Source organism: Pseudomonas sp. S30 (assembly GCF_016518545.1).
In the GTDB taxonomy this organism is placed as follows: Bacteria; Pseudomonadota; Gammaproteobacteria; order Pseudomonadales; family Pseudomonadaceae; genus Aquipseudomonas.
In genome coordinates this window covers 93576-118709 of the sequence record NZ_JACVTO010000003.1, presented here as the reverse complement: position 1 = coordinate 118709, position 25134 = coordinate 93576, and the positions used below count along the sequence as shown (strand labels likewise).

At 64.2% G+C, this 25134-nt stretch carries 22 protein-coding genes; 17 read left to right on the top strand and 5 right to left on the bottom strand.

Translation table 11 applies throughout. The annotated features are described in order from the left end of the window. Positions 1-179: 179 nt before the first annotated feature. The 10 genes from rpsF to IAE34_RS05005 all read left to right on the top strand — a co-directional run bounded on the left by rpsF (position 180) and on the right by IAE34_RS05005 (position 11211). The gene (gene rpsF, locus IAE34_RS05050) at positions 180-605 is read left to right on the top strand and encodes a 30S ribosomal protein S6 (protein WP_029612766.1); all 426 of its coding nucleotides are present in this window, start codon (positions 180-182) and stop codon (positions 603-605) included. A 28-nt stretch (positions 606-633) separates the two neighbouring features. Beyond that, positions 634-864 (top strand): 30S ribosomal protein S18, encoded by a 231-nt coding sequence (gene rpsR, locus IAE34_RS05045; protein WP_003249563.1) that lies wholly within the window; start codon positions 634-636, stop codon positions 862-864. 33 nt (positions 865-897) lie between these two features. Further along, positions 898-1788 (top strand): hypothetical protein, encoded by an 891-nt coding sequence (locus IAE34_RS05040; RefSeq protein WP_200137766.1) that lies wholly within the window; start codon positions 898-900, stop codon positions 1786-1788. A gap of 20 nt (positions 1789-1808) precedes the next feature. Further along, positions 1809-2255 (top strand): 50S ribosomal protein L9, encoded by a 447-nt coding sequence (gene rplI / locus IAE34_RS05035; RefSeq protein WP_200137765.1) that lies wholly within the window; start codon positions 1809-1811, stop codon positions 2253-2255. A gap of 112 nt (positions 2256-2367) precedes the next feature. Beyond that, on the top strand, positions 2368-3765 hold the full coding sequence (dnaB, locus tag IAE34_RS05030; protein ID WP_200137764.1) for a replicative DNA helicase: 1398 nt from the start codon (positions 2368-2370) through the stop codon (positions 3763-3765). A 165-nt stretch (positions 3766-3930) separates the two neighbouring features. After that, positions 3931-6231, top strand: a complete 2301-nt coding sequence (locus IAE34_RS05025) for a YgiQ family radical SAM protein (protein ID WP_200137763.1) — start codon at positions 3931-3933, stop codon at positions 6229-6231. Positions 6232-6588: 357 nt separating this feature from the next. Beyond that, entirely contained in the window at positions 6589-7038 is a 450-nt protein-coding gene (azu, locus tag IAE34_RS05020; protein WP_200137762.1) for an azurin, read from the top strand. A 156-nt stretch (positions 7039-7194) separates the two neighbouring features. Then, positions 7195-7710 carry a sigma-70 family RNA polymerase sigma factor gene (locus tag IAE34_RS05015; RefSeq protein WP_200137761.1) on the top strand — a complete coding sequence of 172 codons (516 nt, stop codon included), beginning with the start codon at positions 7195-7197 and terminating at the stop codon, positions 7708-7710. Next, positions 7707-8660 carry a FecR domain-containing protein gene (locus tag IAE34_RS05010; protein WP_200137760.1) on the top strand — a complete coding sequence of 318 codons (954 nt, stop codon included), beginning with the start codon at positions 7707-7709 and terminating at the stop codon, positions 8658-8660. The genes IAE34_RS05015 and IAE34_RS05010 overlap by 4 nt, the downstream gene beginning before the upstream one ends. An 88-nt stretch (positions 8661-8748) precedes the next feature. Further along, on the top strand, positions 8749-11211 hold the full coding sequence (locus tag IAE34_RS05005; RefSeq protein ID WP_200137759.1) for a TonB-dependent siderophore receptor: 2463 nt from the start codon (positions 8749-8751) through the stop codon (positions 11209-11211). 53 nt (positions 11212-11264) lie between these two features. Here the strand turns inward: IAE34_RS05005 and nadE are convergent, their stop codons facing one another. Next, entirely contained in the window at positions 11265-12092 is an 828-nt protein-coding gene (nadE, locus tag IAE34_RS05000) for an ammonia-dependent NAD(+) synthetase (RefSeq protein ID WP_200137758.1), read from the bottom strand. Between the two features lie 3 nt (positions 12093-12095). Next, the gene (gene pncB, locus IAE34_RS04995; protein ID WP_200137757.1) at positions 12096-13301 is read right to left on the bottom strand and encodes a nicotinate phosphoribosyltransferase; all 1206 of its coding nucleotides are present in this window, start codon (positions 13299-13301) and stop codon (positions 12096-12098) included. Between the two features lie 453 nt (positions 13302-13754). On the opposite strand from pncB, the gene IAE34_RS04990 reads away from it, so the two are divergent. The 6 genes from IAE34_RS04990 to IAE34_RS04965 all read left to right on the top strand — a co-directional run bounded on the left by IAE34_RS04990 (position 13755) and on the right by IAE34_RS04965 (position 20232). Beyond that, complete coding sequence (locus IAE34_RS04990) at positions 13755-14891, top strand: branched-chain amino acid ABC transporter substrate-binding protein (RefSeq protein WP_200137756.1); 1137 nt, start codon at positions 13755-13757, stop codon at positions 14889-14891. A 156-nt stretch (positions 14892-15047) separates the two neighbouring features. After that, on the top strand, positions 15048-15962 hold the full coding sequence (locus tag IAE34_RS04985; protein WP_200137755.1) for an ABC transporter permease subunit: 915 nt from the start codon (positions 15048-15050) through the stop codon (positions 15960-15962). Positions 15963-15964: 2 nt separating this feature from the next. Next, positions 15965-17266 carry a high-affinity branched-chain amino acid ABC transporter permease LivM gene (gene livM, locus IAE34_RS04980; protein ID WP_200137754.1) on the top strand — a complete coding sequence of 434 codons (1302 nt, stop codon included), beginning with the start codon at positions 15965-15967 and terminating at the stop codon, positions 17264-17266. Continuing rightward, entirely contained in the window at positions 17263-18138 is an 876-nt protein-coding gene (locus IAE34_RS04975; protein ID WP_200137753.1) for an ATP-binding cassette domain-containing protein, read from the top strand. Before livM ends, IAE34_RS04975 begins: the two co-directional genes overlap by 4 nt. After that, a complete protein-coding gene (locus tag IAE34_RS04970; protein ID WP_200137752.1) occupies positions 18135-18851 on the top strand; it encodes an ABC transporter ATP-binding protein in 717 nt (238 codons plus the stop codon). The genes IAE34_RS04975 and IAE34_RS04970 overlap by 4 nt, the downstream gene beginning before the upstream one ends. Positions 18852-19464: 613 nt before the next feature. Beyond that, positions 19465-20232 carry an SDR family oxidoreductase gene (locus IAE34_RS04965; RefSeq protein WP_200137751.1) on the top strand — a complete coding sequence of 256 codons (768 nt, stop codon included), beginning with the start codon at positions 19465-19467 and terminating at the stop codon, positions 20230-20232. A 35-nt stretch (positions 20233-20267) separates the two neighbouring features. Here the strand turns inward: IAE34_RS04965 and IAE34_RS04960 are convergent, their stop codons facing one another. The 3 genes from IAE34_RS04960 to IAE34_RS04950 all read right to left on the bottom strand — a co-directional run bounded on the left by IAE34_RS04960 (position 20268) and on the right by IAE34_RS04950 (position 22608). Beyond that, positions 20268-21377 (bottom strand): AGE family epimerase/isomerase, encoded by a 1110-nt coding sequence (locus tag IAE34_RS04960; protein WP_200137750.1) that lies wholly within the window; start codon positions 21375-21377, stop codon positions 20268-20270. Between the two features lie 108 nt (positions 21378-21485). Next, positions 21486-22118 (bottom strand): TetR family transcriptional regulator, encoded by a 633-nt coding sequence (locus IAE34_RS04955; RefSeq protein ID WP_200137749.1) that lies wholly within the window; start codon positions 22116-22118, stop codon positions 21486-21488. 124 nt (positions 22119-22242) lie between these two features. Beyond that, a complete protein-coding gene (locus IAE34_RS04950; RefSeq protein WP_200137748.1) occupies positions 22243-22608 on the bottom strand; it encodes a hypothetical protein in 366 nt (121 codons plus the stop codon). A 329-nt stretch (positions 22609-22937) separates the two neighbouring features. Here IAE34_RS04950 and IAE34_RS04945 point away from each other — a divergent pair, with 329 nt between their 5' ends. Next, on the top strand, positions 22938-25001 hold the full coding sequence (locus IAE34_RS04945) for an AsmA family protein (protein WP_200137747.1): 2064 nt from the start codon (positions 22938-22940) through the stop codon (positions 24999-25001). Positions 25002-25134 lie beyond the last annotated feature (133 nt).

Genomic DNA, 25134 nt, shown 5'->3' with positions numbered 1-25134 from the left:
CGCGGGCTGTTCAAATAATCGCCAATCCTCCTTGCTTGTCCTCCTGGCCTTCTCTACAATTGCGCCCCTTGCCAGGCTGGCAGGTGCGCATGCGCCTTCCCTCAGGGCGAGACACACAGTGTCCTTCACTCCTTGTCTGACCAGATTCGCTGGCAGACTACAACCCGTAAGGAGCATTCATGCGTCATTACGAAATCATCTTCCTGGTTCACCCGGACCAGAGCGAGCAAGTCGGCGGCATGGTCGAGCGTTACACCAAGCTGATCGAAGAAGATGGTGGCAAGATCCACCGCCTGGAAGATTGGGGCCGTCGTCAACTGGCCTATGCAATCAACAACGTTCACAAGGCTCACTACGTGATGCTGAACGTCGAGTGCACCGGCAAGGCCCTGGCCGAGCTGGAAGACAACTTCCGCTACAACGATGCCGTTATCCGTAACCTGGTCATCCGTCGTGACGAAGCCGTTACCGGTCAGTCCGAGATGCTGAAGGCTGAAGAGAACCGCAGCGAGCGCCGTGAGCGTCGCGAGCGTCCTGAGCATGCTGACTCCGCCGATGGCGACGACAGCAATGACAGCGACTCCAGCGATAACGCTGACGAGTAATCCACGGACCTTTAGAGGAGCCTAACCCATGGCACGTTTCTTCCGTCGTCGTAAATTCTGCCGCTTCACTGCTGAAGACGTGAAAGAGATCGACTTCAAAGATCTCAACACCCTGAAAGCTTACGTATCCGAAACCGGCAAGATCGTTCCAAGCCGTATCACTGGTACCAAAGCTCGTTATCAGCGTCAGCTGGCTACCGCTATCAAGCGCGCCCGCTTCCTGGCCCTGCTGCCCTACACCGACAGCCACGGCCGCTGAGACCGGGTCGTCGACAAGCAGTAAGGGATAGGCATGCGAGCGTTGGCTGATTTCATCATGCGCGGTCGCGTGCAGGCCACCCTGGTGGTGGCTGGTTGTGCGGCGATGCCGCTGTTGTTCTGGTTGAGTGCCGCCGCCGGGAGCCTGGTGTTCCTGCGGCGTGGTTTCAAGGACGCATCCTGGGTCATCGCATGGGGCATCTTGCCCGCGCTGGCCTGGTGGATCTTCGGCGAGCCGCGCACCTTGATGGTGCTGCTGGGGACGCTGGGGCTGGCTGCGCTGCTGCGCGCCGGGCATTCTTGGAACCGGGTGCTGGTGTCCAGCATCGCCCTGGGCCTGTTGTACGCTGTCATCCTCGGTTCGGTATTCCGCGAACCGATCGAAGCTCTGGCGCGAGCGCTTGAAAAAGCCCTGCCGCAGATGCTCGACGGGCTCTACCAGCAGATGTCGGTAGAGCAGCGGACCCAGTTGGGGGCGATCATCGTACCGGTGCTCAACGGCCTGATTGCAGCGTTGCTGCAGGTCGTCAGCGTACTGGCCCTGGTGCTGGGGCGGTACTGGCAGGCCGCGTTGTATAACCCCGGAGGTTTCGGCCGCGAGTTTCAGGCGGTGCGCATTCCTCGGTTGCCGGCACTGGTGCTGCTGGCGTGCATGGTGTTCGGGCCGAGCTTCGGTTCTGCCGTCGCCCTGCTCACGCCGCTGTGCAGTGTGCCGCTCATGTTCGCGGGCATCGCCCTGCTGCATGGGCTGGTGGCACAGAAACGCCTGGCCAGGTTCTGGCTGGTGGGGTTGTACGTCACGCTGGTGCTGTTCATGCAGCTGATCTATCCGTTGCTCGTGGTCCTGGCCATTGTCGACAGCCTGATTGATTTTCGCGCCCGTCACACCCCCAAGGGGAATGACGCCGCGAACGGTGAAGGTTAAAAGTTAAGAGGTTTTACCAAATGGAACTGATCCTGCTGGAAAAAGTCGCCAACCTGGGCAACCTGGGCGATAAAGTCAAAGTCAAGGCTGGTTACGGCCGTAACTTCCTGCTGCCATTCGGCAAGGCCACCGTTGCCAACGCCGCTAACCTGGCTGCATTCGAAGCACGTCGCGCAGAGCTGGAAAAAGCCGCTGCCGACCGTAAATCGTCGGCTGAAAGCCGCGCTGCCCAACTGGCCGAGCTGGAAGTGACCATCACTGCCACCGCTGGCGACGAAGGCAAGCTGTTCGGCTCGATCGGCACCCACGACATCGCTGACGCCCTGACCGCCTCCGGCGTCGAAGTGGCCAAGGCTGAAGTGCGTCTGCCGAACGGCACCATCCGTCAGGTTGGCGAATACGACGTAGCCGTGCACCTGCACAGCGACGTCGAAGCCACCGTACGTGTGGTCGTCGTAGCAGCCTAAGCTGCGCCGACCGGCTGGCTCCTCGCGGGCCAGGCGGTTAACATCGGGCACGGTCCTGTCTTGCAGGCCGTGCCCTTTGTCTTTTTGCAATCCTCAGAATTCTTGCGTGGCCATGAACGAGATCACTCATCCCGAACAGCTCGACCTGCAGACGGCTGCCCTGAAGGTGCCGCCGCACTCCATCGAGGCCGAACAGGCCGTGCTCGGTGGTCTGATGCTGGACAACGATGCCTGGGAACGGGTGCTGGACCAAGTGTCGGACGGCGATTTCTACCGTCATGACCACCGCCTGATCTTCCGCGCCGTGCACAAGCTGGTGGACGCCAACCAGCCGTTCGACGTGGTCACGCTGCACGAGCAGCTGGACAAGGAAGGCCTGTCCACCCAGGTGGGCGGCCTGGCCTACCTGGCGGAGCTGGCCAAGAACACGCCGTCGGTGGCCAACATCAAGGCCTATGCGGCGATCATCCGCGAGCGGGCCACGCTGCGTCAGCTGATCAGTATCAGCACCGACATCGCCGACAACGCCTTCAACCCCCAGGGCCGCAATGCCGAGGAAATCCTCGACGACGCCGAGCGGCAGATCTTCCAGATCGCCGAGGCACGCCCCAAGACCGGCGGGCCGGTGGGGGTCAACGAGCTGCTGACCAAGGCCATCGACCGCATCGACACGCTGTTCAATTCCGACAGCGACATCACCGGTGTGTCCACCGGCTTCACCGACCTGGACGGCAAGACCAGCGGCCTGCAACCGGCCGACCTGGTGATCGTCGCCGGTCGACCCTCGATGGGCAAGACCACCTTCGCCATGAACCTGGTGGAGAACGCGGTACTGCGCTCGGACAAGGCGGTGCTGGTGTTCTCTCTGGAGATGCCCGGTGAATCGCTGGTCATGCGGATGCTGTCTTCACTGGGTCGGATCGATCAGACCAAGGTGCGTTCCGGTCAGCTGGACGACGATGACTGGCCACGACTCACCTCGGCGGTCAACCTGCTCAACGACCGCAAGCTGTTCATCGACGATACCGCCGGCATCAGCCCGTCGGAGATGCGTGCGCGTACCCGGCGCCTGGCCCGCGAGCATGGCGAGATCGCCCTGATCATGGTCGACTACCTGCAGCTGATGCAGATTCCTGGCTCGGCCGGTGATAACCGCACCAACGAGATTTCCGAGATTTCCCGCTCGCTCAAGGCCCTGGCCAAGGAATTCAACTGCCCGGTCATCGCCCTGTCGCAGCTCAACCGCTCGCTGGAGCAGCGCCCGAACAAGCGCCCGGTCAACTCCGACCTGCGCGAATCCGGTGCGATCGAGCAGGACGCCGACGTGATCATGTTCGTCTACCGGGACGAGGTGTATCACCCCGAGACCGAGCACAAGGGCGTGGCCGAGATCATCATCGGCAAGCAGCGTAACGGCCCGATCGGCTTCGTGCGCCTTGCGTTCATCGGCAAGTACACCCGCTTCGAGAACCTCGCGCCGGGCATGTACAACTTCGACGACGACGAATAAGAACAGGCTGCCTGCGGGCGCGGTGGTTCGCCGCGGCGGCCCGTGGGCGATCCCCGGCGCAGCCGGTCGCCGGCGAGAATCCGACCGCCGCCGTCGGATTTGATCAAAATTTGTGCTATTCTCCGCGCCCGCGATTTCCCTGAATACCTAGAACCGGTCACTGACATGCAAGCAGCCAAACCACTCTACGACTATCCCAAGTACTGGGCCGAATGCTTCGGGCCAGCGCCGTTCCTGCCGATGAGCAGGGAGGAGATGGATCAGCTCGGCTGGGATTCCTGCGACATCATCATCGTGACCGGCGACGCCTACGTCGACCATCCGTCGTTCGGCATGGCCATCATCGGCCGCCTGCTGGAAGCCCAGGGCTTTCGCGTGGGCATCATCGCCCAGCCGAACTGGCAGTCCAAGGACGACTTCATGAAGCTGGGCGAGCCCAACCTGTTCTTCGGCGTCGCGGCCGGCAACATGGACTCGATGATCAACCGCTACACCGCCGACAAGAAGGTTCGCTCCGACGACGCCTATACCCCGGGCGGGCAGGCCGGGAGCCGGCCGGATCGTGCCAGCCTGGTCTACAGCCAGCGCTGCAAGGAAGCCTACCGGCACGTGCCGATCGTGCTGGGCGGCATCGAGGCCTCGCTGCGTCGGATCGCCCATTACGACTACTGGCAGGACAAGGTCCGGCATTCGATCCTGATCGACGCCAGCGCCGACATCCTGCTGTTCGGCAACGCCGAGCGTGCCGTGGTCGAGGTGGCGCAGCGCCTGTCCAACGGTGAGCGTGTCGAGTCCATCACCGACGTGCGCGGCACGGCCTTCGTGCGCCGTGATACCCCCGAAGGCTGGTACGAGATCGACTCCACCCGCATCGACCGTCCGGGTCGTGTCGACAAGATCATCAACCCTTACGTCAACACCCAGGACACCCAGGCCTGCGCCATCGAGCAGGCCAAGGGCGAGGTGGAAGATCCCAACGAAGCCAAGGTGATCCAGATCCTCGACAGCCCGCGGGTGACCCGCGAGAAGTCGGTGATCCGCCTGCCGTCGTTCGAGAAGGTGCGCAACGACCCGGTGCTCTATGCCCACGCCAACCGCGTGCTGCACCTGGAAACCAACCCCGGCAATGCTCGTGCGCTGGTGCAGAAGCACGGTGAGGTGGACGTCTGGTTCAACCCGCCGCCCATTCCCATGAGCACCGAGGAAATGGACTACGTGTTCGGCATGCCCTACGCCCGAGTGCCGCACCCGGCTTATGGCAAGGAGCGCATCCCGGCCTACGAGATGATCCGTTTCTCGGTGAACATCATGCGCGGCTGCTTCGGTGGCTGCACCTTCTGCTCGATCACCGAGCACGAGGGGCGGATCATCCAGAACCGCTCCCACGAATCGATCCTGCACGAGATCGAGGAGATGCGCGACAAGGTTCCGGGCTTCACCGGCGTGGTCTCCGACCTGGGCGGCCCGACCGCCAACATGTACCGCATCGCCTGCAAGAGCCACGAGATCGAGAAGCACTGCCGCAAGCCGTCGTGCGTGTTCCCGGGCATCTGCGAGAACCTCAACACCGACCACAGCTCGCTGATCTCGCTGTACCGCAAGGCCCGCGCGCTGCCAGGAGTGAAGAAGATCCTGATCGCCTCGGGCCTGCGCTACGACCTGGCGGTCGAGTCGCCCGAGTACGTCAAGGAGCTGGTCACCCACCATGTGGGCGGCTACCTGAAGATCGCGCCTGAGCACACCGAGCGCGGGCCGCTGGACAAGATGATGAAGCCGGGCATCGGCACCTATGACCGCTTCAAGCGCATGTTCGAGAAGTTCTCCAAGGAGGCGGGCAAGGAGCAGTACCTGATTCCGTACTTCATCGCCGCGCACCCGGGGACCACCGACGAAGACATGATGAACCTGGCCCTGTGGCTCAAGGGCAACGGCTTCCGCGCCGACCAGGTGCAGGCGTTCTACCCGTCACCCATGGCCTCGGCCACGGCCATGTACCACTCGGGCAAGAACCCGCTGCGCAAGGTCACCTACAAGAGCGAAGGCGTGGAGATCGTCAAGAGCGACGAGCAGCGCCGGCTGCACAAGGCGTTCCTGCGCTACCACGATCCCAAGGGCTGGCCGATGCTGCGCGAAGCGCTGACGCGCATGGGCCGTGCCGACCTGATCGGTCCGGGCAAGCACCAGCTGATTCCGCTGCACCAGCCGCAGAGCGACACCTACCAGAGCGCCCGACGCAAGAACTCGACGCCTGCTGGCAGCCACAAGGTGGCCAAGGAACAGAAGATCCTCACCCAGCACAGCGGCCTGCCGCCACGCGCCAGCGATGGCAGCAAGCCGTGGGACAAGCGCGAGAAGGCCAAGGCCGAGGCGTTCGCCCGCAACCAGCAGGCGGCCAAGGAGCGCAAGGAATCGGTCAAGGCCGGCAAGGGCAAGAAGAAGCCACGTCAGCCGGTCATTCCACGCTGATAACGGCCGAGCCAGGGGCAGGGGGTTGTGCAGTCCTGGCGACTGCACAGACGTTGGGGTTCGTACCGGCCAGCCTCACTCAGGGCGTGCGAACTCGCACACGGCCGCCCCGGCCGTTCCGCACGCATAGGCAGCCAGCAGGCCTTGCATGAAATTTCCTAAATTCATCACACTTGCTCCTAAATGACGGGTTGTCTCATCGTCTATCAAGCAGGCATGATGTGCCGTTGGAAATTTTGTATACAATCCATTGAACAATGCTATCGCCCGCCAATGATCGCCCTTGACCCATATCAGCAAGGGCTTGACCGGTTTCAGGCAGTCTGCAATGGATAACCCTCGCCAAGGAGATTCACGATGTTCGCGAAAGCTGTAGCGGTATCCCTGCTGACCCTCGCCAGTGCCTCTGTCTTCGCCGCCGAGTGCTCGGTCACCGTCGATTCCACCGACCAGATGAGCTACAACACCAAGGAGTTCACGGTCGACAAGAGCTGCAAGGAATTCACCGTCAAGCTCACCCACTCCGGCAGCCTGCCCAAGAACGTGATGGGTCACAACCTGGTGATCAGCAAGACCGCCGACATGAGCGCCATCGCCAACGAAGGCATGACCCAAGGCCTGGAGAAGGACTACATCAAGGCCGACAACGCCGCCATCATCGCCCACACCAAGATGATCGGTGCGCCGGAGAAAGAGACCGAAGTGAAGTTCGACACCTCCAAGCTCGAAGCCGGTGGCGACTACAGCTTCTTCTGCACCTTCCCAGGCCACGTGTCGATCATGAAAGGCAAGGTGGTGGTCAAGTAAGCCTCCACCCTTACCGTTGAAACCCCAGGGGCCGCTATGCGGCCCCGCTGTTTTACGGGCTGCGCAGAGAGATTTTCACGCGCACGCCAATCTGGAATAATGCATCTCATTCTCAGTTCAGGCCTCGCCTGTGCGGGCATTCGAGGAATGGGGTCAATGCCAGAAAGCCAATTGCACTCACAGTTCAGTACGCTCTATGGCGAGCACAACACCTGGCTCAGAACCTGGCTGTTCCGCCGCCTCGGTTGTCGAGAGGTCGCTGCCGACCTGGCCCAGGACACTTTCGTCAGGGTACTGAGCAAGAGTCTCTCTGCTCGCATCGAGCAGCCCCGCGCCTTTCTCTCCACCATCGCCCATGGCCTGTTCGTCAATCTGCTGCGTCGGCGCCAGCTCGAAGCCCGCTACCTCGAGGCACTGGCCCAGCTCCCCGAGGCCTGCGCGCCTTCTGCGCAAGAGCGCTGGCAACTGCTCGAGGCGCTTCAGGCCCTCGATGCCCTGCTCGACGGTCTGCCCGCCAAGGTGCGAAGCGCCTTCCTGATGTGTCAACTCGAAGGCCTGTCCCACGAACAGATCGCGGCCAGCCTGGGCGTTTCGAAAAGCTCGGTACGCCAGTACATCGCCCGTGCCTTGTTGCATTGCATGACTCACGCGCCCCAAATGGGCCCGGCATGACCGTCGCCACCTGCCCGCATCAGGCCTTGGCACAGCGCGAGGCCGCCGACTGGTTTGCGCTGCTGTCGTCCGGCGAGGCCAGTGAGCACGAGCGCCGCCAGTGGCTCGAATGGCGCCAGGCCGCGCCGGTGCACGAGGCAGCCTGGTGTCAGGTGGAGGAGGTGGTGGCACGTTTCCACAACCTGCCGCCGGCCCTGGCACAACACACCCTGAACGCTCCTGCGCTGGACCGGCGCGCCGCGCTCAAGCTACTGGCCACCTTGCTGGCCATTGGCGGGGCAGCCGCTGCGGGATTGCGCAGCGAACTGGCCCAACATACCTTCGCCGACCTGTCGACCGGGGTCGGCGAGCGCCGCATCTGGACCCTGGCTGACCAAACCCGTCTGCACCTCAATGCCCGCAGCGCGGCCAGCGTGCAATTGCAGGGGTCGCGGCGTCAGGTGCGCCTGTATGCGGGCGAGTTCGTGTTCCAGGTGCCAGAGCGATCTGGCCTGCAGCCGCTGCAGATCACGACCGAGCACGGGCGGATCGAGGCCGAGGCGGCGCGCTTCATGGTCAGCCAGCGTGCCGGCAGAGTGGCGGTGTCGCTGTTCGAGGGGGCGCTACGGCTGCAACCGGATGCGGCGCCCTGGCAGGCGTTGGGCGCCGGTCAGTCAGCGCGTCTGCTGCCTGGCCGGGGCGTGTCGGTGGGCGCGCTGCAGCCGCAGGTGGCGGCCTGGGAGCAGGGCCTGGTGTTCGCCGAGGGCATGCCGCTGCGGCACTATCTGGCTCAGTTGGCGCCGTACCGCACGGGGCTGTTGAGCTGCGACGCCGTGGCCGGGCGCCTGCGCGTGTCGGGTGTCTTCAGTCTCGACCAGAGCGATCGACTGCTGACGCAGCTGCCGGACATCCTGCCGGTTCGGGTGCGCTACTTCTCGCGCTATTGGGTGCGGGTCGAGGCGCTCGGTTAGCCAATCGCAAAAAAAGCCGCGCAGCGCCTGACACTTTTGCCGTTTCGCTTGGCATTGGAAGTGCGACTCATCAATTGGAGCACTTGCGGTGAATACCCCTTTCAAACCCTTTCCAGCTCGCTTGTCCCCGCTACGGCGCAGCGTGCTGGCCTGCCTGATGCTGTGCCTGCCGGTCGAAATGGCCCGTGCCGCCTCGGCGACCCGTGAGCAGGATGCCGCGCGGCAGACGCAGATCGCTGCGTCCTCGCTCGATCGCGTGCTGTCGAACTTCGCTGCGGCCCAGGGCGTCACCTTGCTCTACGACACGCGTCTTACCGAGGGCCTGAAAAGTCCAGGCTTGCACGGGCGCTACGGGGTCATCGACGGATTTTCCACGCTGCTACGCGGCACCGGCCTTGAACTGATCGGTCAGGGCAGCCATTTCAGCGTGCAGCGCCGCGCCGCCACCACACTGGAGGACATCCAGGTCCAGGATTCGCCCCTGGTTCTGGGTAGCACCACCGAGCACAGCGGCTCCTACACCACTGGCAGCCTGGGCGTGGCCACCCGCCTGCCGCTGTCGATTCGCGAGACCCCGCAGTCGGTGAGCGTGGTCACCCGCAAGCGCATGGACGATCAGGGCATGACCCGCCTGGAAGACGCGTTGCAACAGGTGGCTGGCGTCAATGTGATGTATGAGAGCGCCGATCAGGTGCGCTTCTACTCCCGCGGCTTCGCCATGGACAACGTGCAGGAGAACGGTGTCAGTTCGTCGTTTCAGGGCAGCGTCCCGGGCATGGGTTCGGCCGAAGCCTCCAGCGACTCTCCGGACCTGGCCATCTATGACCGGGTCGAGGTGCTACGCGGTGCTTCCGGTCTGACCCAGGGCACCGGTGAGCCGGGCGGCACGGTCAACCTCGTGCGCAAGGCGCCTACCCGAGAGTTGCAGATGTCGACCCGCCTCAGCGCCGGTTCCTGGGACCGCTACCGCAACGAAATCGATGTGTCCGGACCGCTCGATGCACAAGGCAACCTGCGCGGCCGGTTGGTGACGGTGTATCAGGACGGTAACTCGTTCATCGACCACGTGGGCGCTGACCGGCAATTGCTGTTCGGCACCCTGGCCTACGATTTCACCCCTGACACCACCCTCACCACCGGCTACACCTGGCAGAAGTCGCACATCGTGCCCAACCTCTATGGCGTGCCGATGGCCACCGACTACAGCAGCCTGCCGCTGTCGCGCTCGATCTTTCTCGGTGCGAGCTGGAACAGCATGACCTTCGAGAAGCACAACACCTTCGCCGAGCTGGAGCATCACTTCGATCCGGACTGGACCCTCAGCGCGTCGCTCAACTACACCGCGACCCAGGCCGATGGCCAGTTCATCGGCGTTTTCGGCAACAATGTGGCCGGGGTTGGCCGCGACGGTCTGGCGCGGCTGAACAACGTCATTCACCGCGACAACGCTGGCGACCAATACGCTGGCAATCTGAACCTCGCCGGCCGCTTCGACCTGCTGGGCCGCAGTCACGAGGTGGTGCTGGGCGGGGACTATCAATTGGAGCGTTACGACAACCGCGTCGGTATTCTGGCCAACACCGAGCGGGTGAATGTGTACCGCTTCGACCCCTCCAGCCTGACCAAACCGCACGTGCCGTACCGCAGTCGCTATCGGTACGACAATTACCAACGCGCCGCTTATGTCGCCACGCGGTTGAACCTGAGCGACGACCTCAAGCTGATCCTGGGCAGCCGCTACAGCGGGTTCTACTTCAACTTCCGCTCCAGGAGTCTGGCCACCGGCCGTGAGACGCGCTCGCCGTATCGCGAAGACGGCCAGCTCACGCCCTATGGCGGCCTGGTCTGGGACCTCGACGAGCACCTGTCCTGGTACGCCAGCTATACCAGCATCTTCAAACCGCAGAACGTGGTGGACGAGTCCAACTCACCGCTCAAGCCCATCGTCGGCAGCAACTATGAAACCGGCGTCAAGGGCAGCTACTTCGAGGGCGGGCTGAATGTGTCGGCTGCGTTGTATCGCATCCTCCAGGAGAATCGCAGCATCGAGAACGGCAATCCAGCCTGTGTGGACAACTGCAACGAAGCGTCCGGCAGGGTGCGAAGCCAAGGCGTGGAGCTGGAGGCGTCCGGTGCCTTGAGCGAGCGTTGGCAGGTCTATGCGGGCTACACGTTCAGTCGCAGCGAGTATCTGGACGATTCGTCGACCAGTGTCAAAGCCGGTGATCCCTATGCACAATGGTTCCCCAAGCACCTGCTGCGCCTCTACACCGACTACCGCCTGGCCGCAGGCGGCGATCGCTGGAGCGTCGGCGGTGGCCTGAGCAGCCAGAGCAGCACCGACACCACCCGCAACATGTACCAGGGCGGCTACACCCTGTTCAGCGCCAACCTGGCATACCGGCTGGATCCGCACACCACCGTCAGCCTGGTCGGCAACAACCTCACCGACAAGGCCTATTACATCCCGGTCTCCAATCGACACCGCGGTGGCAACAACTTCTACGGCGATCCGCGCAATGCCACCCTGACGGTGACCTGGACCTACTGAGTGGCCAGTCGGCTCACGGCAAGCGCCCCGAACAGGCTGGCCAACCGCGGGCGTCAGGGCGCGTAAGGCAGCTCGCGCTTGTGCTGGGTCTTGCGGTAGGTGGCGACGATGATGTCGAAGGCCTCCTGGCGCACCGGCTGGCCGTGCAGGAAGGCGTCGATCTCCTGGTAGGTGATGCCGTGTGCGGCTTCGTCGGGCTTGCCGGGTTCGAGGTCTTCGAGATCGGCGGTCGGGACTTTCTCCACCAGGGCTTCGGGCGCACCGAAGCTGCGGGCGATCGCCCGTACCTGATGCTTGACCAGGCCGGCCAGCGGCGTCAGGTCGCAGGCGCCATCGCCGAACTTGGTGAAGAAGCCCATCACCGCCTCGGCCGCATGGTCGGTGCCGATCACCAGGCCCCCACGGGCACCGGCGACGGTGTACTGGGCGACCATGCGGGTGCGCGCCTTGACGTTGCCGACGACGAAGTCCACCAGGGTGGGCGAGCCGTTCTTCAGTTCTTCCACTTCGCCCGCCAGGGCCTTGACCGCCGGGGCGATGTCGATGGTGTGCACTTCGTCGGGCTTGATTACCGCCAGGCACGCCTGAGCGTCGCGCTCATCGTGCTGCACCTGGTAGGGCAGGCGTACGGCGATGAAACGGTAGGCGTCATCTGCGGTTTCATGGCGCAGCTCGTTGATGGCGCGTTGGGCGAGCAGGGCGGCGGTCAGTGAGTCGACGCCGCCACTGATGCCCAGCACCAGTGTCTTGAGCCGAGCGTTGGCCAGGCAGTCCTTGATGAAGGCCACGCGCCGGGCCACATCCTGTTCGAGGACGGCGCTGTCGGCGAAGGGCGGCTGGACGTTGAGCGCCTGGGCGATTTCGTGCTGGACGGCTTGCATGGGTCACTCCTTGCTGGGAACTTTGAATACATGACGCAGGTAGGCGACGAAGTTGTCGTCGCGGCATTGGGTCTTGGCCGCCTCGTCGGAGATCTTCGCCACCGGCGAGCCGTTGCAGTCGGTCATTTTAAGCACGATGCTCATCGGCGCCACCCCGGGTATGTCGCACGTCAGGTTGGTGCCGATGCCGAAACTGACGTTGATCCGACCGCGCAGGGCACGGAAGATGCCCAGTGCACGTGGCAGGTCCAGGCCGTCGGAGAACACCAGGGTCTTGGTCATCGGATCGATGCCCAGCTTGCGGTAGTGGGCGATGGCCTTTTCAGCCCAGGCCACCGGTTCGCCGGAATCGTGACGCAAGCCGTCGAAGAGCTTGGCGAAATACAGGTCGAAGTCGCCGAGAAACGCATCCATGGTGACGCAATCGGTCAGGGCGATGCCCAGCAGCCCGCGGTACTCGCGCACCCAGCAGTCCAGCGCGGCGATCTGGCTGTCGATCAGCCGTGGCCCGAGCTGTTGGTGAGCCATGATCCATTCGTGGGCCATGGTGCCCAGCGGCTTGAGGTCCAGCTTCCACGCCAGGTCGACGTTGCTGGTGCCGACGAAGCGACCAGGGAACCCATCGCGTATCATGCGCACCACCTGCTCTTGCACCCGGCTGGAAAAACGGCGGCGGGTACCGAAGTCGGCCACCTGCAACTGCTCGAGTTCCTCGTCGCTGGCGTTGCTGCGCAGCCAGTCGAACTTGCGCTGCAACTGGTCGATGGCGGCGCTCAAGGGCATCTGCGGATGCAGGTGTCGATTGCGCACCTCGCTGATGATCGCCAGCAGCGGGACCTCGAACAGGATGACGTGCAGCCAGGGGCCGCGCAGGCGCAGGACCAGCTGGTCATGCTCGATACCCAGGTGCACATAGCGCAGGTTGAAGCGGAACAGGCGCAGGAAGCGCAGGAAGTCCGGTTTGAGGAAGCTGATGCGCTCCAGGAATACCAGTTGTCCATCGTCCAGCGTGAGGTCGGCCAATTGCTCGATCTGCTGGCGGATCTCGCCCAGGTAGGGGCGCAGGTCTTCGCCGTTGCGACAGCGGAATTCCCATTCCACGTCGGCATCCGGGTAGTTGTGCAGGACGGCCTGCATCATGGTGAGCTTGTAGAAGTCGGTGTCGAGCAGGTTGTGCACGATGCGCTCGGCGAATGCGCTCTCGCTCATTGAAAGGCTCCAGGGCGGCGATTGACGCTCATTGTGCCAGTGTTCTCGCCCGACGCGGGATTCCTGCACGCATTTGCCCGGCGAGGGGGCAGTGGCTGTTCCGGCGTACCGCCCCTTGCCGTGCGAATTGGCCTCGTGTCGGTGCCAGGACGTAGCACTGCTGCACCAGCCGTGTGCACATAGGTGACGTCTTGCCGTAACGGGCGGGTTGCACGGAGGTGGTCACGAGGGTTGCAATGATGGCACCCGCAGGTTGCGCCTGCGAGGCGCAAGGGTGGCGCTTTGCCTGTTCCAGACGGTTGCACGCCGCGAAGGGAGCCACCAGTGGCGCTGCCGAATTCTTCCGTATTACCTACATGCCCGTCGGATTATCCCGATGGCACGAGCCTTGCTCTGACCATTCTGTTGATGAAGTCGTCGTGCTAATTAAAAAAACTCCAGGAGCACCACCACATGTCGCACACGTTCTACAGGAAAGGTTTTCTAGCACTGGCCGTCGCCACGGCGCTGGGTGTGTCTTCGTATGCACAGGCCGATGTGAAGATCGGCGTGGCCGGTCCGATGACCGGGGCCAACGCAGCGTTCGGCGAGCAGTACATGAAAGGTGCGCAGGCCGCGGCCGACGCGATCAACGCGGACGGTGGCATCAATGACCAGAAGATCGTGCTGGTGGCCGGCGACGATGCGTGCGAGCCCAAGCAGGCCGTGGCGGTGGCCAACCGCCTGGTCGACCAGGACAAGGTGATCGGCGTGGTCGGTCACTTCTGCTCATCCAACACCATTCCTGCCTCGGAGGTGTACGACGAAGCCGGCGTGATCGCCATCACCCCTGGCTCGACCAACCCCCAGGTCACCGAGCGCGGGCTCTCGGCGATGTTCCGCATGTGCGGGCGTGACGACCAGCAGGGCATCGTCGCCGCCAATTACATCGTCGACGTGCTCAAGGGCAAGAAGGTGGCGGTGCTGCACGACAAGGACACCTATGGCCAGGGCCTGGCCGATGCCACCAAGGCGCAGCTGGAGAAACGTGGCGTCAAGCCGGTGCTGTACGAGGGCCTGACCCGCGGCGAGAAGGACTTCAGCGCGGTGGTCACCAAGATCCGTGCCGCCGGCGCCGACGTGGTGTACTTCGGCGGCCTGCACCCCGAGGCCGGTCCGCTGGTTCGCCAGCTGCGCGAACAGGGCCTGAAGGACGTAGCCTTCATGTCCGACGACGGCATCGTCACCGACGAACTGGTGTCCACCGCCGGCGGTGCGCAATACACCGACGGCGTGTACATGACCTTCGGTGCCGACCCGCGCCTGCTCCCCGACAGCAAGACGGTGGTGGAGCAGTTCCGCAAGGCCGGTACCGAGCCCGAGGGCTATACCCTGTACGCCTACGCCTCGTTGCAGGCACTGGCGGCCGCCTTCAACGGCGCCAAGTCGAACAAGGGCGAAGACGCCGCCAAGTGGCTCAAGGCCAACCCGGTCAAGACCGTCATGGGCGAGAAGAAGTGGGACGCCAAGGGCGACCTGACCGTTTCCGACTACGTGATGTACCAGTGGGACGCCAGCGGCAAGTACCACCAGCTGGAAAAACAACAATAATAACGGTTGCGGCCCGATCGCCCCACGGCATCGGGCCCGGCCCGGCGGTATCCGTACTTTATCCGTAGATCTGCACAGTCCTGCACGGCGAGGTCGATTCGTCCTCGTCCGAGCCGTGGTCGGCGCTCGTGCAATCTCGACAGGTGAGATTGCGTTATGGATGGGATTTTCCTGCAGCAACTGATCAATGGGCTGACCCTGGGGTCGGTCTATGGTCTGATCGCCATCGGCTACACAATGGTCTATGGCATCATCGGCATGATCAACTTCGCGCATGGCGAGGTGTACATGATCTCCGCGTACCTCGCGGCGATCAGCCTGGCATTGCTGGCCTATTTCGGCGTCGAGTCCTTCCCCTTGCTGATGCTCGGGACGCTGCTGTTCACCGTGGTCGTCATTGGGGTGTACGGTTTCACCATCGAGCGCATCGCCTACAAGCCGCTGCGCAACTCCACCCGCCTGGCGCCACTGATCAGCGCCATCGGCATTTCGCTGATCCTGCAGAACTACGCGCAGATCAGCCAGGGCGCCCGCCAGCAAGGCGTGCCGACCTTGCTCGAAGGGGCCTGGCGCGTGGACATCGGCAGCGGCTTCGTGCAGCTCACCTACACCAAGATCTTCATTCTGGTGGCAGCCTTCGTCGGCATGGGCCTGCTCACCTACGTGATCAAGTACACCAAGCTGGGACGCATGTGCCGCGCCACCCAGCAGGACCGCAAGATGGCCTCGATCCTGGGGATCAACACCGATCGGGTGATCTCCTACGTGTTCATCATCGGGGCGGTGATGGCGGCGCTGGCCGGTGTGCTGATCACCCTCAACTACGGCACCTTCGACTTCTACGCCGGCTTTATCATCGGCATCAAGGCCTTCACCGCCGCAGTGCTCGGTGGCATCGGCTCGCTGCCGGGGGCGATGCTGGGCGGGATCATCCTGGGCATCTCCGAGTCGTTGTTCTCCGGCCTGATCAACTCCGACTACAAGGATGTGTTCAGCTTCTCGCTGCTGGTGCTGATCCTCATCTTCCGTCCGCAAGGCCTGCTGGGCCGTCCTCTCGTGGCCAAGGTGTGATCATGTCCGTTGCCAATACTGCCTCCGTTTCCTCCCATTCGGGCTTCGACGTCAAGCGCAGCCTGATCGAGACCCTCGTCGCCGGCCTGCTGGCGCTCATCGTGTTCGGACCGGTCGTCGGCGTGGTGCTCGACGGCTACAGCTTCACTGCGCAACCCCAGCGTGTCGCCTGGCTGGTAGGCGGCGTGATGGTCGGCCGCTTCGTGCTCAGCCTGTTCCTGCAGACCTCGACCGGCCAACGCTTGCAACAAGGCTTCGACCGTGGCGGCTCGGGCGTGCACGTGCTGGCGCCGGACTACAAGTCGCGCCTGCGCTACATCATCCCGGCGCTGATCGTGGTCGCGCTGGTCTTTCCGATCTTCGCCAACAAGTACCTGCTGACCGTGGTGATCCTCGGCCTGATCTACGTGTTGCTGGGGTTGGGCCTGAACATCGTGGTGGGCCTGGCCGGGTTGCTCGACCTGGGCTACGTGGCGTTCTACGCCATCGGCGCCTATGGCCTGGCGCTGGGCTACCAGTACCTGGGCCTGGGGTTCTGGAGCGTGCTCCCGCTGGCGGCGATCCTGGCGGCGCTGGCGGGGTGCATCCTGGGCTTTCCGGTGCTGCGCATGCATGGCGACTACCTGGCGATCGTCACCCTGGGCTTCGGCGAGATCATCCGGCTGGTGCTCAACAACTGGCTGTCGTTCACCGGCGGCCCGAACGGCATGCCGGCCCCGTCGCCGACCTTCTTCGGCCTGGAATTCGGCCGTCGGGCCAAGGATGGCGGGGTGCCCTTCCACGAGTTCTTCGGCGTGGAATACAACGCCAACTACAAGTTCCTGTTCATCTATGCGGTGCTGTTCCTGGTGGTGCTGGCGGTGCTGTACATCAAGCATCGGCTGACCCGCATGCCCGTGGGCCGGGCCTGGGAGGCGCTGCGCGAGGATGAGATCGCCTGTCGCGCGATGGGCCTGAACCATGTGCTGGTGAAGCTCTCGGCCTTCACCCTGGGCGCCTCCACGGCAGGCCTGGCCGGGGTGTTCTTCGCCACCTACCAAGGCTTCGTCAACCCGTCGTCGTTCACCTTCTTCGAGTCGGCCTTGATCCTGGCCATCGTCGTGCTCGGGGGCATGGGCTCGACCGTAGGGGTGGTGATCGCGGCGTTCGTGCTCACCGTGGCGCCGGAACTGCTGCGCAGTTTCTCCGAGTACCGGGTGCTGCTGTTCGGCGTGCTGATGGTGCTGATGATGATCTGGCGACCGCGCGGACTGATCCGCATAAGCCGCACCGGCGTGGTCCCGCGCAAAGGAGTGGCGCCATGAGCGACGACATCATTCTCTCGGTCGACAACCTGATGATGCAGTTCGGCGGCATCAAGGCCCTCAGCGATATCAGCCTGAAGGTCCGGCGCAACCAGATCTTCGCCCTGATCGGCCCCAACGGCGCCGGCAAGACCACGGTGTTCAACTGCCTCACCGGCTTCTACAAGGCCAGCGGCGGACGCATCGAACTCAACGTGCGCGGCGGGCGCACCAATGTGATTCAACTGTTGGGCGAGCGCTTCGAGGCCGCGGACTTCTTTTCGCCGGCGCGTTTCGCCAGTCGCCTGTACTACAAGATGTTCGGCGGCACCCACCTGGTGAACCGTGCGGGTCTGGCGCGCACATTCCAGAACATCCGCCTGTTCAAGGAAATGTCGGTGGTGGAGAACCTGCTGGTGGCCCAGCACATGTGGGTCAACCGCAACCTGCTGGCCGGGGTGCTCAACACCCGGGGCTATCGCCAGGCCGAGAGCGACGCCCTGGACCACGCCTTCTACTGGCTGGAGGTGGTGGACCTGGTCGACTGTGCCAACCGCCTGGCCGGCGAGCTGTCGTACGGTCAGCAGCGGCGGCTGGAGATCGCCCGGGCCATGTGCACGCGGCCGAAGATCATCTGCCTCGATGAGCCGGCCGCCGGGCTCAACCCTCAGGAAACCGAGGCGCTGAGCGCGATGATCCGGGTGCTGCGCGACGAGCACGACATCACCGTGGTGCTGATCGAGCACGACATGGGGATGGTCATGAGCATTTCCGACCACATCGTGGTGCTCGACCATGGCAACGTGATAGCCGAAGGCGCACCCCAAGACATCCGCAACGACCCGACGGTCATCGCCGCTTACCTGGGCGCCGATGAAGAGGAGCTGGTATGAGTGCCCCCATTCTCGAACTCAAGGACCTGGACGTGTTCTACGGACCGATCCAGGCGCTCAAGCAGGTGTCGATGCATATCGAGGAAGGCGAGACGGTGAGCCTGATCGGCGCCAACGGCGCGGGCAAATCGACGCTGCTGATGTCGATCTTCGGCCAGCCTCGGGCCACGGCGGGGCAGATTCTCTACCGCGGCACCGACATCACCCGCAAGTCGTCGCACTACATCGCTTCCAGCGGTATCGCCCAGTCGCCGGAGGGACGCCGGGTGTTCCCGGACATGACGGTCGAGGAAAACCTGATGATGGGCACCATCCCCATCGGCGACAAGCATGCCGACGAGGACATGCAGCGCATGTATGCGCTGTTCCCGCGTCTGAAGGAGCGGCGCAACCAGCGGGCCATGACCATGTCCGGTGGCGAGCAGCAGATGCTCGCCATCGCCAGGGCGCTGATGAGCCGGCCCAGGCTGCTGCTGCTGGACGAACCTTCCCTGGGGCTGGCACCGATCGTGGTCAAGCAGATCTTCTCGATCCTGCGCGAGCTGGCGCAGACCGGCATGACCATCTTTCTGGTCGAGCAGAACGCCAACCATGCGCTGAAACTGTCGGACCGGGCGTATGTGATGGTCAATGGACAGATTCGCATGAGCGGCACCGGTGCCGAGCTGCTGGTCAACGAAGAGGTGCGCAACGCGTATCTGGGGGGCCACTGAAGGCTGCCATTGGGGCCGTCTGGCGGGTGGGCGCGACGTAGTGTCGCGTTCACTCGGCCTTTGTGGACAACTGCTCGGCGCCGCGCTGTCCATCGGTGTATCGACGCTGCTGCAGCGGCCTCTGCGAAGGCGCAGAGGTTGTCCACACAAACGCGGGATCAGGCTGTGGAAAACACGCGGATATCTCGCTCTATCCCATGCGGTACAAGGGCTTCAGGCTTTCGATCAATATTTGATCAATGCCGGCCTACCCGTGCTCGCGATCTTGATGCAAGACTCTATGGCCGATCCTTAGCAGCCAGCTCATGCTGTGGATAACTCTGTGGGAAAGCCTTGGACAAATGCCTGCGTCGCTTGATGTGCGGGATGCGATGCGTCGCGGATTTTCGACGATGGAGCGCGATGGGACAGAGCACCTCATGCAGCGCCGGAAGTTATTACCAACGCGTGGGGAAAGCCCTGTGGATAAGGTGCGGATAGACACCTCCAGCCCTTGTGCTGCTGGGCCGGGAGCCAAATGGTCATATTTTGATCCATGCTGCTGCGTCTTGCCGACGACCGACGCTGCGGGCATGCTGCAAGGCCCGTATCAGCCCCTTTCAAGGAGATCCGCATGACCTCGACCGTATTCATCACCGGTGCCACTTCAGGCTTTGGTGAAGCCACTGCCCGCCGCTTCGCCGATGCCGGCTGGAGACTGGTGCTCACCGGGCGACGCCAGGAGCGTCTGGAGGCCTTGTGCGCCGAACTGTCGGCCAAGACCGAGGTGCTGGGGCTGGTGGTGGACGTACGCGATCGCCAGGCGATGGAAAAAGCCATCGCCAGCCTGCCGCCGAGCTTCGACACCCTCCAGGCCCTGGTCAACAACGCAGGCCTGGCGTTGGGCGCCGATCCCGCGCCGCAGTGCGACCTGGACGACTGGGAAACCATGGTCGACACCAACATCAAGGGGCTGATGTACACCACCCGCCTGCTGCTGCCGCGCCTGATCGCCCATGGCCGAGGGGCGAGCATCCTCAACGTCGGCTCGGTGGCCGGTAACTATCCCTACCCCGGCAGCAATGTCTACGGCGGCACCAAGGCGTTCGTCGGCCAGTTCTCCCTGAGCCTGCGCTGCGACCTGCGCGGCACTGGCGTGCGCGTCACCACCATTGAGCCGGGACTGTGCGAAAGCGAGTTCTCGCTGGTGCGCTTCGGTGGCGATCAGGCGCGCTACGATGCGACCTACGCCGGTGCCGAGCCGATCCAGCCGCAGGACATCGCCGACACCATTTTCTGGGTGCTGAACCAGCCGGCCCACGTGAACATCAACAACCTCGAGCTGATGCCGGTGAGCCAGGACTGGGCGGGCTTCGCCATCGATCGATCGCGGGGCGCCTGACTCGGCGGCACTCCCGCTGCCTGCCTACCCGGCGCTCAGCCCAGATGCTTGAGACCGTCCAGGCAGGTGGCCAGGTGGTAGGGCGTGGTAGAGGGCATGTCATCTCGGCTCACCGCGCCTTCGGCGTTCAGGCATTCGTACCATCCGGCCTTGCGCAGAAAGCGCGCTTGTAGCGCGCGCAACTGCCGCAGCACCTGCGCTTCGCCGCCCGGTCGCAGCGCCAGTGCGCGCAAGTACTCGGCCTGGGCCCAGATCCGTTGGGTGGCATCGACCACCTGGCCATCGAGCGTCAGCGACGCGAGCACTGCCGAGTCCCTCACCCCGAGCTGCTCGGCCTGCTCGAAGGCGCGGGTGATCGCGGCGTGCAGTGTCCCACCGTGCAGCAACGGTGAAGTCTCCAGCAGGTAGAACCACTCGAATTGATGGCCGGGTTCGAACCAGTTATCCACAGCCGTGCGCGGCTTCTCCAGCATCACGCCATGGTCCGGGTCGATGAAATGCGTGAGCAGGGCTGTGCATAACCCCGTGAGGGCGGCTTGCACCGAGGGATCTTCGCGCACCGCCAGCACCTGCAGAAACGCTTCGGCCAGGTGCATGGACGGGTTCTGCAGCGCGCCGGCGCCCAGATCCGACCAGTCCTCATCGAGTACGGCTTCGTACAGGCCATCGTCGCGGGCGAAGCGCTCGGCGATCACGGCCAGGGCGGCATCGAGCGTGGACGCCACCAGAGGCTCGCGGACCTGGCCCCAGTAGTGGGCGCAGGCGAAGGCGATGAAGGCGTGGGTGTACAGGTCCTTGCGACGGTCCAGCGGCTTGCCGTCGGCATCGATGCTGTAGAACCAGCCGCCGTGCTCGGCATCGTGGAAATGCCGTTGCAGGGAACGGAACAACGCCGCCGCGCGTTCGGCAGCGCCCGGCTCGTGGATGCGGCTGCTGAACAGGAACAACTGCCGCGCGCAGGCCATGGCGCGATAGCGCTGCACGGGCAGGGGCCGGTGTTCGTCGTCGAGGGCTTCGTAGGGCAACGCCAGCTCGGCGTTCCAGCCCGGACCTTGCCACAAGGGCACGATGCGCGCCGCGAAATGCTCGCGGACCTGGGCCAGGCAGGTGGTGAGTTCGGAGGAGCTCAAGGAGGGGGCGGACATCGCAGCGCTCATGACGGTCGGGCAGGGGGCTATGTTAACAGTTGGCGGGGTGGATGTAGGAAGGGAAACCCGCAAGGAGCCCTTTGCAGCAATGGCGTATCGCCGTGGTCAAAGGGGGTTGCCCAGGCCCTGCCAGTGGCGGGCGCCGACGAAGATGAAGCGCAGCTGCTGGGTGATCTTTTCCTGTGCCGAGAGCGTCTGCGCACTGGTCGGGTCCGGCGTGTCGATCAGTTCCGGCAGGGTGGCGAACACGGTCTTGACCACCAGGTCGGCCATCACCGTCAGGGCGGCGGCGTTCAGGTGCTGCCAGCGCTGCATGCGTGCCAGATCGGTGGCCAGGTCCGAGCTGATGTCCTGGCGCAGGCGTGCGATGGCCTGGCGGACGGGCTGCGAACCGCCGTACTGCTCGCGGGCGAGGAACAGGAACTGGGCGTGATGAGCCGCGACCACGTCGAGAAAGATGCGCACCGAGGCATCGGTGATGCCGCCGAGCTCGAATTCGTTGTGGCGCACCAGGCGAATGGTCTGGCGGAAGGTGGCGTCGACTTCGGCGACCAGCGCCAGGCCCAGAGCGTCCATGTCGGGGAAATGCCGATAGAACCCGGTGGGCACGATGCCGGCCGCCCGGGCGACTTCGCGCAGGCTGATGCTGCCGAAGCCTCGACCGCTCTCCATGAGCTGGCAGGCCGCATCGAGCAGGGCCAGGCGGGTCTGTTGCTTCTGTTCGGCACGCGGGAGCATGGGCGCAGGATTCTGAGACGGTACGGCTGGGCACTCTAGTGAATAAAACGAAGCCCGGTCAATGGACCGGGCTCTGGTGGCGAGGGGTGGACAGTCGATCGCGGGCTGTCGGGGCACATGGGCATCAGCTCAGCCGACGGCTTTCGATCAGGCGATCCGAACCCCCTTCGGCGACGCGGTTGCTGCGCTCTATCAGACGATCGGAGCCACCCTCGGCGACGCGGTTGTCGCGTTCGATCAGGCGATCCGAACCCCCTTCGGCGACGCGATTGTCACGTTCGATCAGGCGATCCGAGCCACCTTCGGCGACGCGGTTGTCGCGTTCGATCAGGCGATCCGAACCACCTTCGGCCAGGGTGTTCAGGGGCTGGGAGATCACAGCCGAGCCGGAGCGGGCCTCGGCGCTCAGGTGTTGTTCAGCCGCCGGCAGGGCGAACGCGTTGGCAGCCAGCAGGGACAGGGTAAGGCCAAGCAGCAGTGGGCGTTTCATGATTCGGTGCTCCTCGTGGGATGCGAAAAAGTGGGTACGAGGGCAATGCTACGCTCGGGCGCTGCGCAGAGAAGTTCATACGGTCAATGGTGACAATCGACGCCAATGATGTTCGCCGCCAGAGGCTCTGGCGCAGGGCCTGCACACCCTCGCGCCCGTCGCCGGACGCGGGGCGTCGAGCATGCGCCGGCTCTGGGGCGATGCAGGATCGCGGAAAAACTTCGCTATCATTATCGTCATCGATAAAACCCTGCGAGCTTTCGCCAGTCCCATTGCAGAGAGCGCCAAGCGCCGTACCGCTTCAGGTCACGCAGTCAGGAGAACCCGCAATGACGCGCCCCGCCAGAATTGTCACCTGGATCCTCGCCAGCCTCGTTGCCTTGCTGGCGATACTGGTGGTGCTGATCGCCACATTCGACTGGAACCGCATCAAGCCGCTGCTCAACGAGAAGGTTTCCGAAGCCTTGCACCGTCCGTTCGCCATCAACGGCAACCTGGCCGTGCACTGGCAGCGCGAACCGGACGAAGGGGGCTGGCGCGCGTGGGTGCCCTGGCCGCGATTCGTTGCCGAGGACCTGACCCTGGGCAACCCCGAGTGGCTCAAGGAGCCGCAGATGGTCGGCCTGGAACGCGTCGAGTTCCGCCTGTCGCCACTGCCGCTGCTGGCGCAGACCATTTCCATTCCGCGCATCGACCTCACCCATCCTGATGCCAGCCTCACGCGACTGGCGGACGGTCGAGCCAACTGGACCTTCGACTTCGGTCCCAAGGACGAGAATGCCGAGCCGTCGAAATGGGTGCTCGACATCGGCTCGATCGGCTTCGACCAGGGCAACGTGCGCTTCGATGACCAGACGCTCAAGACCCGCATGAAGGTGCAGATCGATCCACTGGGCAAGCCGATCCCGTTCAGCGAGATCGTCGGCAAGGCCAAGGCCGAGCAGGTAGGCGGTGCCCAGGACTACGCCTTCGCGCTCAAGGCCGAGGGCCGCTACAAAGGCCAGGCGGTGAGCGCCACCGGCAAGATCGGTGGCCTGCTCGCCCTGCAGGACGCGCAGCAGCCGTTCCCGCTGCAGGTCGATGCGCGTATCGGCGACACCCGCGCAGCAGTCGCCGGCACCCTGACCGACCCCCGCAACCTGGGCGCCCTGGACCTGCGCCTGAAGCTCTCCGGCAGCAGCCTGGGCAACCTGTACCCGCTGACCGGCGTGACCCTGCCCGATACCCCCGCCTATTCCACGGACGGTCACCTCACGGCGAACCTGCACGATCCCGATGGCGCGCGGTTCCGCTACGAGAATTTCAACGGCAAGATCGGCGACAGCGATATCCACGGCGAGCTGGCGTTCGCCGCCAGCAAGCCACGGCCCAAGCTGTCGGGCAAGCTGGTGTCCAACCAGCTGTTGTTCAAGGACCTCGCCCCGCTGATCGGGGCCGACTCCAATGCCGAGCAGAAAGCCCGTGGCGGCGCGAGCAAGCAGCCAGGCGACAAGGTGCTGCCGGTGGAGGAGTTCCGCACCGACCGCTGGCAGGCGATGGATGCCGATGTCACCTTCGATGGCAAGCGGATCGTTCATAGCGAGAAGCTGCCGTTCAAGGACCTGTCTGCCCATGTGGTGCTGGAGAATGGCCTGCTGCGCCTGGTGCCATTGCGCTTCGGCGTGGCCGGCGGCAACCTGGACGCCAACATCCGCCTGGACGGAAGTTCGGTGCCGATGCAGGGCCGCGCGCGCCTGACCGCGCGGGGGTTCAAGCTCAAGGAACTGTTCCCCGGCTTCGCCCCGATGCAGACCAGCTTCGGCGAGCTCAATGGCGATGCCGACCTCAGCGGGCGCGGCAACTCGGTCGCCGCCTTGCTCGGCACCTCCAATGGCGACCTGCGCCTGTTGATCAACGATGGTGCGATCAGCCGCAGCCTCATGGAGATCGCCGGGCTGAACGTGGGTAACTACATCGTCGACAAGCTGTTCGGCGACGAAGACGTGAAGATCAACTGCGCGGCGGCGGACGTCGGTATCAAGGATGGCCTGGCCAGCACCCGGCTGTTCGTGTTCGACACCGAGAACGCGATCATCTACATCGACGGCACGGCCAACTTCGCCAACGAGCGCCTGGACCTGAAGGTCACGCCGGAATCCAAGGGGCTGCGCCTGTTCTCCCTGCGTTCGCCGCTGTACGTGCGCGGCGCGTTCGCCAAGCCGAGCGCTGGTGTGCAGGCGGTGCCGTTGGCCCTGCGCGGTGCGGGCATGGTCGCCTTGGGCGTGGCGGTCGGGCCGGCGGCCGGGTTGCTGGCGCTCATCGCGCCCAGCGGCGGCGAGCCGAACCAGTGCACGCCGTTGCTGGAGCGCATGCGCGCGGGCAAGGCGCCGGCGGCGGTGAAGCCGAAGAAGTGAGGATGGGGCGGCAGCGAGCTGTCGCCAGGGTGTAGAAACGGCGTCTGGCCGCTGCCCTGTGCAGCGCCGGCCACCACCACCGCCCTATGTCCACCGTATCCTGTGCGGTGCGCGACGCCGGACTATCTCGCCA

Excerpts from the sequence above, each read along its gene's own strand:
- rpsF (WP_029612766.1), top strand. The coding sequence starts at position 180 with ATGCGTCATTACGAAATCATCTTCCTGGTTCACCCGGACCAGAGCGAG.
- rpsR (WP_003249563.1), top strand. The coding sequence starts at position 634 with ATGGCACGTTTCTTCCGTCGTCGTAAATTCTGCCGCTTCACTGCTGAA.
- IAE34_RS05040 (WP_200137766.1), top strand. The coding sequence starts at position 898 with ATGCGAGCGTTGGCTGATTTCATCATGCGCGGTCGCGTGCAGGCCACC.
- rplI (WP_200137765.1), top strand. The coding sequence starts at position 1,809 with ATGGAACTGATCCTGCTGGAAAAAGTCGCCAACCTGGGCAACCTGGGC.
- dnaB (WP_200137764.1), top strand. The coding sequence starts at position 2,368 with ATGAACGAGATCACTCATCCCGAACAGCTCGACCTGCAGACGGCTGCC.
- IAE34_RS05025 (WP_200137763.1), top strand. The coding sequence starts at position 3,931 with ATGCAAGCAGCCAAACCACTCTACGACTATCCCAAGTACTGGGCCGAA.
- azu (WP_200137762.1), top strand. The coding sequence starts at position 6,589 with ATGTTCGCGAAAGCTGTAGCGGTATCCCTGCTGACCCTCGCCAGTGCC.
- IAE34_RS05015 (WP_200137761.1), top strand. The coding sequence starts at position 7,195 with ATGCCAGAAAGCCAATTGCACTCACAGTTCAGTACGCTCTATGGCGAG.
- IAE34_RS05010 (WP_200137760.1), top strand. The coding sequence starts at position 7,707 with ATGACCGTCGCCACCTGCCCGCATCAGGCCTTGGCACAGCGCGAGGCC.
- nadE (WP_200137758.1), bottom strand. The coding sequence starts at position 12,092 with ATGCAAGCCGTCCAGCACGAAATCGCCCAGGCGCTCAACGTCCAGCCG.
- pncB (WP_200137757.1), bottom strand. The coding sequence starts at position 13,301 with ATGAGCGAGAGCGCATTCGCCGAGCGCATCGTGCACAACCTGCTCGAC.
- IAE34_RS04990 (WP_200137756.1), top strand. The coding sequence starts at position 13,755 with ATGTCGCACACGTTCTACAGGAAAGGTTTTCTAGCACTGGCCGTCGCC.
- IAE34_RS04985 (WP_200137755.1), top strand. The coding sequence starts at position 15,048 with ATGGATGGGATTTTCCTGCAGCAACTGATCAATGGGCTGACCCTGGGG.
- livM (WP_200137754.1), top strand. The coding sequence starts at position 15,965 with ATGTCCGTTGCCAATACTGCCTCCGTTTCCTCCCATTCGGGCTTCGAC.
- IAE34_RS04975 (WP_200137753.1), top strand. The coding sequence starts at position 17,263 with ATGAGCGACGACATCATTCTCTCGGTCGACAACCTGATGATGCAGTTC.
- IAE34_RS04970 (WP_200137752.1), top strand. The coding sequence starts at position 18,135 with ATGAGTGCCCCCATTCTCGAACTCAAGGACCTGGACGTGTTCTACGGA.
- IAE34_RS04965 (WP_200137751.1), top strand. The coding sequence starts at position 19,465 with ATGACCTCGACCGTATTCATCACCGGTGCCACTTCAGGCTTTGGTGAA.
- IAE34_RS04960 (WP_200137750.1), bottom strand. The coding sequence starts at position 21,377 with ATGTCCGCCCCCTCCTTGAGCTCCTCCGAACTCACCACCTGCCTGGCC.
- IAE34_RS04955 (WP_200137749.1), bottom strand. The coding sequence starts at position 22,118 with ATGCTCCCGCGTGCCGAACAGAAGCAACAGACCCGCCTGGCCCTGCTC.
- IAE34_RS04950 (WP_200137748.1), bottom strand. The coding sequence starts at position 22,608 with ATGAAACGCCCACTGCTGCTTGGCCTTACCCTGTCCCTGCTGGCTGCC.
- IAE34_RS04945 (WP_200137747.1), top strand. The coding sequence starts at position 22,938 with ATGACGCGCCCCGCCAGAATTGTCACCTGGATCCTCGCCAGCCTCGTT.